The organism is Streptomyces sp. 8P21H-1 (assembly GCF_013302945.1).
Genome location: NZ_JABTYA010000289.1, coordinates 1 through 5232 on the forward strand (window position 1 = coordinate 1; position 5232 = coordinate 5232).

4 protein-coding genes and 1 pseudogene are annotated in these 5232 nt (G+C 72.0%); all 5 read left to right on the forward strand.

Translation table 11 applies throughout. From position 1 onward, the window contains the following. Positions 1–2038, forward strand: a 2038-nt coding sequence (infB, locus tag HO151_RS06165) for a translation initiation factor IF-2 (protein ID WP_173895090.1), incomplete at its 5' end; no start/stop codon positions are given. Positions 2039–2342: 304 nt separating this feature from the next. Beyond that, positions 2343–2639, forward strand: a complete 297-nt coding sequence (locus HO151_RS06170; protein WP_149515329.1) for a DUF503 domain-containing protein — start codon at positions 2343–2345, stop codon at positions 2637–2639. 59 nt (positions 2640–2698) lie between these two features. Continuing rightward, positions 2699–3223 carry a 30S ribosome-binding factor RbfA gene (gene rbfA, locus HO151_RS06175; RefSeq protein WP_173895091.1) on the forward strand — a complete coding sequence of 175 codons (525 nt, stop codon included), beginning with the start codon at positions 2699–2701 and terminating at the stop codon, positions 3221–3223. Further along, positions 3220–4125 carry a tRNA pseudouridine(55) synthase TruB gene (truB, locus tag HO151_RS06180; protein ID WP_173895092.1) on the forward strand — a complete coding sequence of 302 codons (906 nt, stop codon included), beginning with the start codon at positions 3220–3222 and terminating at the stop codon, positions 4123–4125. The genes rbfA and truB overlap by 4 nt, the downstream gene beginning before the upstream one ends. A 695-nt stretch (positions 4126–4820) precedes the next feature. Next, a pseudogene (locus HO151_RS06185) lies at positions 4821–5232 on the forward strand (serine protease); the annotation flags it as partial.

A 5232-nucleotide genomic window follows, 5' to 3' on the forward strand; every position in this document is an offset into this window, starting at 1 on the left:
TCCCGGTGGCGGTGGCGGCGGTTTCGCCGGCCGTCCGGGTGGTCCCGGCGGTGGCGGCGGCGGTCGTCCCGGCTTCGGCGGTCGTCCCGGTGGTCCGGGTGGCCGTGGTGGCACACAGGGCGCCTTCGGCCGTCCCGGTGGTCCCGCGCGCCGTGGCCGCAAGTCGAAGCGGCAGAGGCGCCAGGAGTACGAGGCCATGCAGGCCCCGTCGGTCGGCGGCGTCATGCTGCCTCGCGGCAACGGGCAGTCCGTCCGTCTGTCGCGCGGTGCCTCGCTCACCGACTTCGCCGAGAAGATCGGCGCCAACCCGGCGTCGCTCGTCGGCGTGATGATGAACCTCGGCGAGATGGTCACCGCCACGCAGTCCGTCTCCGACGAGACGCTGAAGCTCCTCGCGGACGAGATGAACTTCGTCCTGGAGATCGTCAGCCCCGAGGAGGAGGACCGCGAGCTGCTCGAGTCCTTCGACATCGAGTTCGGCGAGGACGAGGGCGACGAGGACGACCTGGTCGTCCGTCCGCCGGTCGTGACCGTCATGGGTCACGTCGACCACGGCAAGACCCGCCTGCTCGACACCATCCGCAAGACGAACGTCGTCGCGGGCGAGGCCGGCGGCATCACGCAGCACATCGGTGCGTACCAGGTCGCGACCGAGGTCAACGGCGAAGAGCGCAGGATCACCTTCATCGACACCCCGGGTCACGAGGCGTTCACCGCCATGCGTGCCCGTGGTGCCAAGTCGACCGACATCGCGATCCTCGTGGTGGCGGCCAACGACGGTGTGATGCCCCAGACGATCGAGGCGCTGAACCACGCCAAGGCGGCCGAGGTGCCGATCGTGGTCGCGGTCAACAAGATCGACGTCGAGGGTGCCGACCCGACCAAGGTGCGCGGTCAGCTCACCGAGTTCGGTCTGGTGGCCGAGGAGTACGGCGGCGACACGATGTTCGTCGACATCTCCGCCAAGCAGGGTCTGAACATCGACCAGCTGCTGGAGGCCGTGGTCCTCACCGCGGACGCCTCGCTCGACCTGCGGGCCAACCCGGAGCAGGACGCGCAGGGCATCGCGATCGAGTCCCACCTCGACCGCGGCCGCGGTGCCGTCTCGACGGTCCTGGTCCAGCGCGGCACGCTGCGCATCGGCGACACGATGGTGGTCGGCGACGCGTACGGCCGGGTCCGGGCGATGCTCGACGACAACGGCAACAACGTCGAGGAAGCGGGTCCCTCGACCCCCGTCCTCGTGCTCGGTCTCACCAACGTCCCGGGCGCCGGCGACAACTTCCTCGTCGTCGACGAGGACCGTACGGCCCGGCAGATCGCCGAGAAGCGCGCGGCGCGCGAGCGCAACGCCAACTTCGCCCGGCGCGGAGTCCGGTTCTCCCTGGAGAACCTGGACGAGGCGCTCAAGGCCGGTCTGGTGCAGGAACTCAACCTCATCATCAAGGGCGACGCGTCCGGTTCGGTGGAGGCCCTCGAGTCCTCGCTGCTCCAGCTCGACGTCGGCGAAGAGGTCGACATCCGCGTCCTGCACCGCGGCGTGGGTGCGGTCACCGAGTCGGACATCGACCTGGCGACCGGATCCGACGCCATCGTCATCGGCTTCAACGTCCGCGCCGCGGGCCGCGCGGCGCAGATGGCGGAGCGCGAGGGCGTCGACGTCCGCTACTACTCGGTGATCTACCAGGCCATCGAGGAGATCGAGGCGGCCCTCAAGGGCATGCTCAAGCCGGAGTACGAAGAGGTCGAGCTCGGCACGGCGGAGATCCGCGAGGTCTTCCGCTCGTCCAAGCTGGGCAACATCGCCGGTGTGCTGGTCCGCTCCGGCGAGGTCAGGCGCAACACCAAGGCGCGGTTGCTGCGCGACGGCAAGGTCATCGCGGAGAACCTCACCATCTCCGGTCTGCGCCGCTTCAAGGACGACGTCACCGAGATCCGCGAAGGGTTCGAGGGCGGTATCAACCTCGGCAACTTCAACGACATCAAGATCGACGACGTCATCGCGACGTACGAGATGCGCGAGAAGCCGCGCGCGTAACGCCTGCGGCTCGGCTCGACCGTGTGGGGTTGGCCGACGGGAACTGTGGTTCCCGTCGGGCAACCCCCGCGGGGTTTTCGGGGCTCCGCGGAGACTGTGTCCGCGGTCCGGTGGGGGCTGGTCGCGCAGTTCCCCGCGCCCCTGGAAGTGGGGCTGCGCCCCGGCTTCCGGCCCGTCCGGCGACGGAAGGGGCGGGGGCGAAACCCCGTCGAGCGGCACCAGGGGTTCGGGGTAACGTTCAAGTGCCCCGGCAAGAAGCCTGGCCGGGCCACCTATCCCGTACCGGCGGGACATCCGGACACACATGTACGTGGGGACTCTGTCCTTCGACCTCCTCCTCGGCGACGTACGGTCGCTGAAGGAGAAGCGCTCCGTCGTCCGCCCGATCGTGGCCGAACTCATCCGCAAGTACGCGGTGAGCGCGGCGGAGGTGGAGCACATGGACCTCCACCGCAGGGCCGTCATCGGACTGGCGGTGGTCTCCGGCGACACCGGCCACCTGACCGACGTACTGGACAGGTGCGAGCGGCTGGTCGCCGGGCACCCCGAGGTGGAGCTGCTGTCGGTGAGGCGGCGACTGCACGGGGAAGACGACGAATGAGCGTGCGGCGGCAAGGACCGCCCGTACACGGAGCAGCAGGAAAGTAGGGAGACGGACCAGTGGCCGACAACGCGCGGGCGAAGAGGCTGGCGGACCTCATCCGAGAGGTGGTTGCCCAGAAGCTGCAGCGCGGGATCAAGGACCCGCGGCTCGGTTCGCATGTGACCATCACGGACACCCGGGTCACCGGGGACCTCCGGGAGGCGACCGTCTTCTACACGGTGTACGGCGACGACGAGGAGCGCGCGGCGGCCGCCGCGGGCCTGCAGAGCGCCAAGGGCGTGCTCCGCTCGGCCGTCGGCGCGGCGGCGGGCGTGAAGTTCACCCCGTCGCTCACCTTCGTGGCGGACGCCCTGCCGGACACCGCCAAGACCATCGAGGACCTGCTCGACAAGGCGCGGGCCAAGGACGCCCAGGTGCGCGAGGTCTCGGCCGGTGCCACCTTCGCCGGTGACGCCGACCCGTACCGGAAGCCGGAGGACGACGAGCCCGCCGACGACCCGGACGCCGACGACCCGGACGCCGACGCGGCGGACGGCCACACGGCGCACGGCGACGGAACAGGCGGCGACGCCGCCAAATGACGCAGAAGCAGCAGACGCCCGACGGCCTCGTCATCGTCGACAAGCCGTCGGGCTTCACCTCGCACGACGTGGTCGCCAAGATGCGCGGGATCGCGAAGACCCGCCGCGTCGGACACGCGGGCACCCTCGACCCCATGGCGACGGGCGTGCTCGTCCTCGGCGTCGAGAAGGCGACCAAGCTCCTCGGGCACCTCGCGCTGACCGAGAAGGAGTACCTGGGCACCATCCGGCTCGGGCAGAGCACCCTGACGGACGACGCCGAGGGCGACCTCACCTCGTCGGCCGACGCCTCCGGGGTGACCCGGGACGCCATCGACGCCGGGATCGCCCAGCTCAGCGGCGACATCATGCAGGTGCCGTCCAAGGTCAGCGCCATCAAGATCAACGGCGTGCGCTCGTACAAGCGGGCGCGCGAGGGCGAGGACTTCGAGATCCCGGCCCGGCCGGTGCGGATCTCGTCGTTCACCGTGTACGACGTCCGGGACGCCGTGGCCGAGGACGGCACGCCCGTGCTGGACCTGATCGTCTCGGTGGTGTGCTCGTCCGGTACGTACATCCGCGCGCTCGCCCGTGACCTGGGCGCCGGCCTCGGTGTCGGCGGCCATCTGACGGCCCTGCGGCGCACCCGCGTGGGCCCGTACAAGCTCGACTCCGCCCGTACGCTCGACCAGCTCCAGGAGGAGCTGACCGTGATGCCGGTGGCGCAGGCCGCCACGGCCGCGTTCCCCCGGTGGGACGTGGACACCAGGCGCGCGCAGCTGCTGACGAACGGTGTGCGGCTGGAGATGCCCGACGAGTACACCGGCAGCGGGGCCGTCGGGGTGTTCGACCCCGAGGGACGGTTCCTGGCGCTGGTGGAGGAGCAGAAGGGCAAGGCCAGGAGCCTCGCGGTCTTCGGCTGACCCCGGCAGGCCGGTCCCCGGCCGATCCCGGCGGTCCGGGTCGACCGGTCGCGCCGGTCGGTCGCTCCGTCGTGGAGCGGCGTTCACGGGGTCTCCTGTGCGCGCCGCTCCACTGTCCCCCTCGGTTCCCCCACTCAAGGGTGCATCCACCCGCCCCGGTCCATTCACCCGTCCGGCCAGGCGCTCGGAGTGAACCAAGGGAGCGGGAGGGGGCTCGTTCGGCTCCGGATCCGTCGCGTCCGGTCCCCGCGCCTACCGTCGGACATCGAAGCGCCGAAAGCACGGTACGGCGCGTGCGGCGGGGAGGTTCGGAGATGGCGGGACGGAGCCCGGAAGCCGGGGGCCGTCATCGGGCGCCGGGCGCCGCGACCGCCCGGGGGACCGGTCATCCGGCACGGCAGGACCGGGACGCCGGCCGGGGGACACCCGCTCGGGCGGGGGAGACGCCGGTCCGGGCCGGGGGAACACCGTCCCGGACCGGGGAAACACCGTCCCGGACCGCCGGAACACCGTCCCGGGCCACGGATACGTCCTCCCAGGTCACGGGTGCGCCTTCCTGGGCCGCAGGAGTGCCGGTCCGCGCCGCGGAGGCCCCGGCCGCGGCCCCCGCGACAGTGGGGGCTTCCGGGCTCGGGGCTTCCGAGCTCGCGGCCTCCGCGTCCGGCGGGGGCGCGGAAGCGCCGGACCGCGCGCTGGTGCGGATCCGCGACCTGGCCGGGCGGCCCCGCGGCACCGGCTTCGCCGCGGACCACCACGGCACGGTCGTCACCAGCCACGAGGCGGTCGACGGCCTGTCCCACCTCGTCCTCCACACACCCGACGGGAACCGCGCCCGCCCGGTCGCGGCCGACGCGGTCACCGCCCTCCCGGCCCTGGGCCTCGCCCTCGTCCACTGCGACGGCCTGGGTCTCGCCCCTCTTCCGGTCACCGTCCGGAACTCCGTGGAGACCGGCACGTACGTCCGTATCGCGGCGGGCGGCTGGCGGGAGGCCCGTGTGCTGGGCTCGGCCGCCGTGACGTACCCGGCGGCCGGCCGCTGCCATCCGCTCCCCGCCGCGCTGGAGCTGGCGATCGGTACGGCGGGCAGTGACGCGCTGCGGCCCGGGG

Excerpts from the sequence above, each read along its gene's own strand:
- HO151_RS06170 (WP_149515329.1), top strand. The coding sequence starts at position 2,343 with ATGTACGTGGGGACTCTGTCCTTCGACCTCCTCCTCGGCGACGTACGG.
- truB (WP_173895092.1), top strand. The coding sequence starts at position 3,220 with ATGACGCAGAAGCAGCAGACGCCCGACGGCCTCGTCATCGTCGACAAG.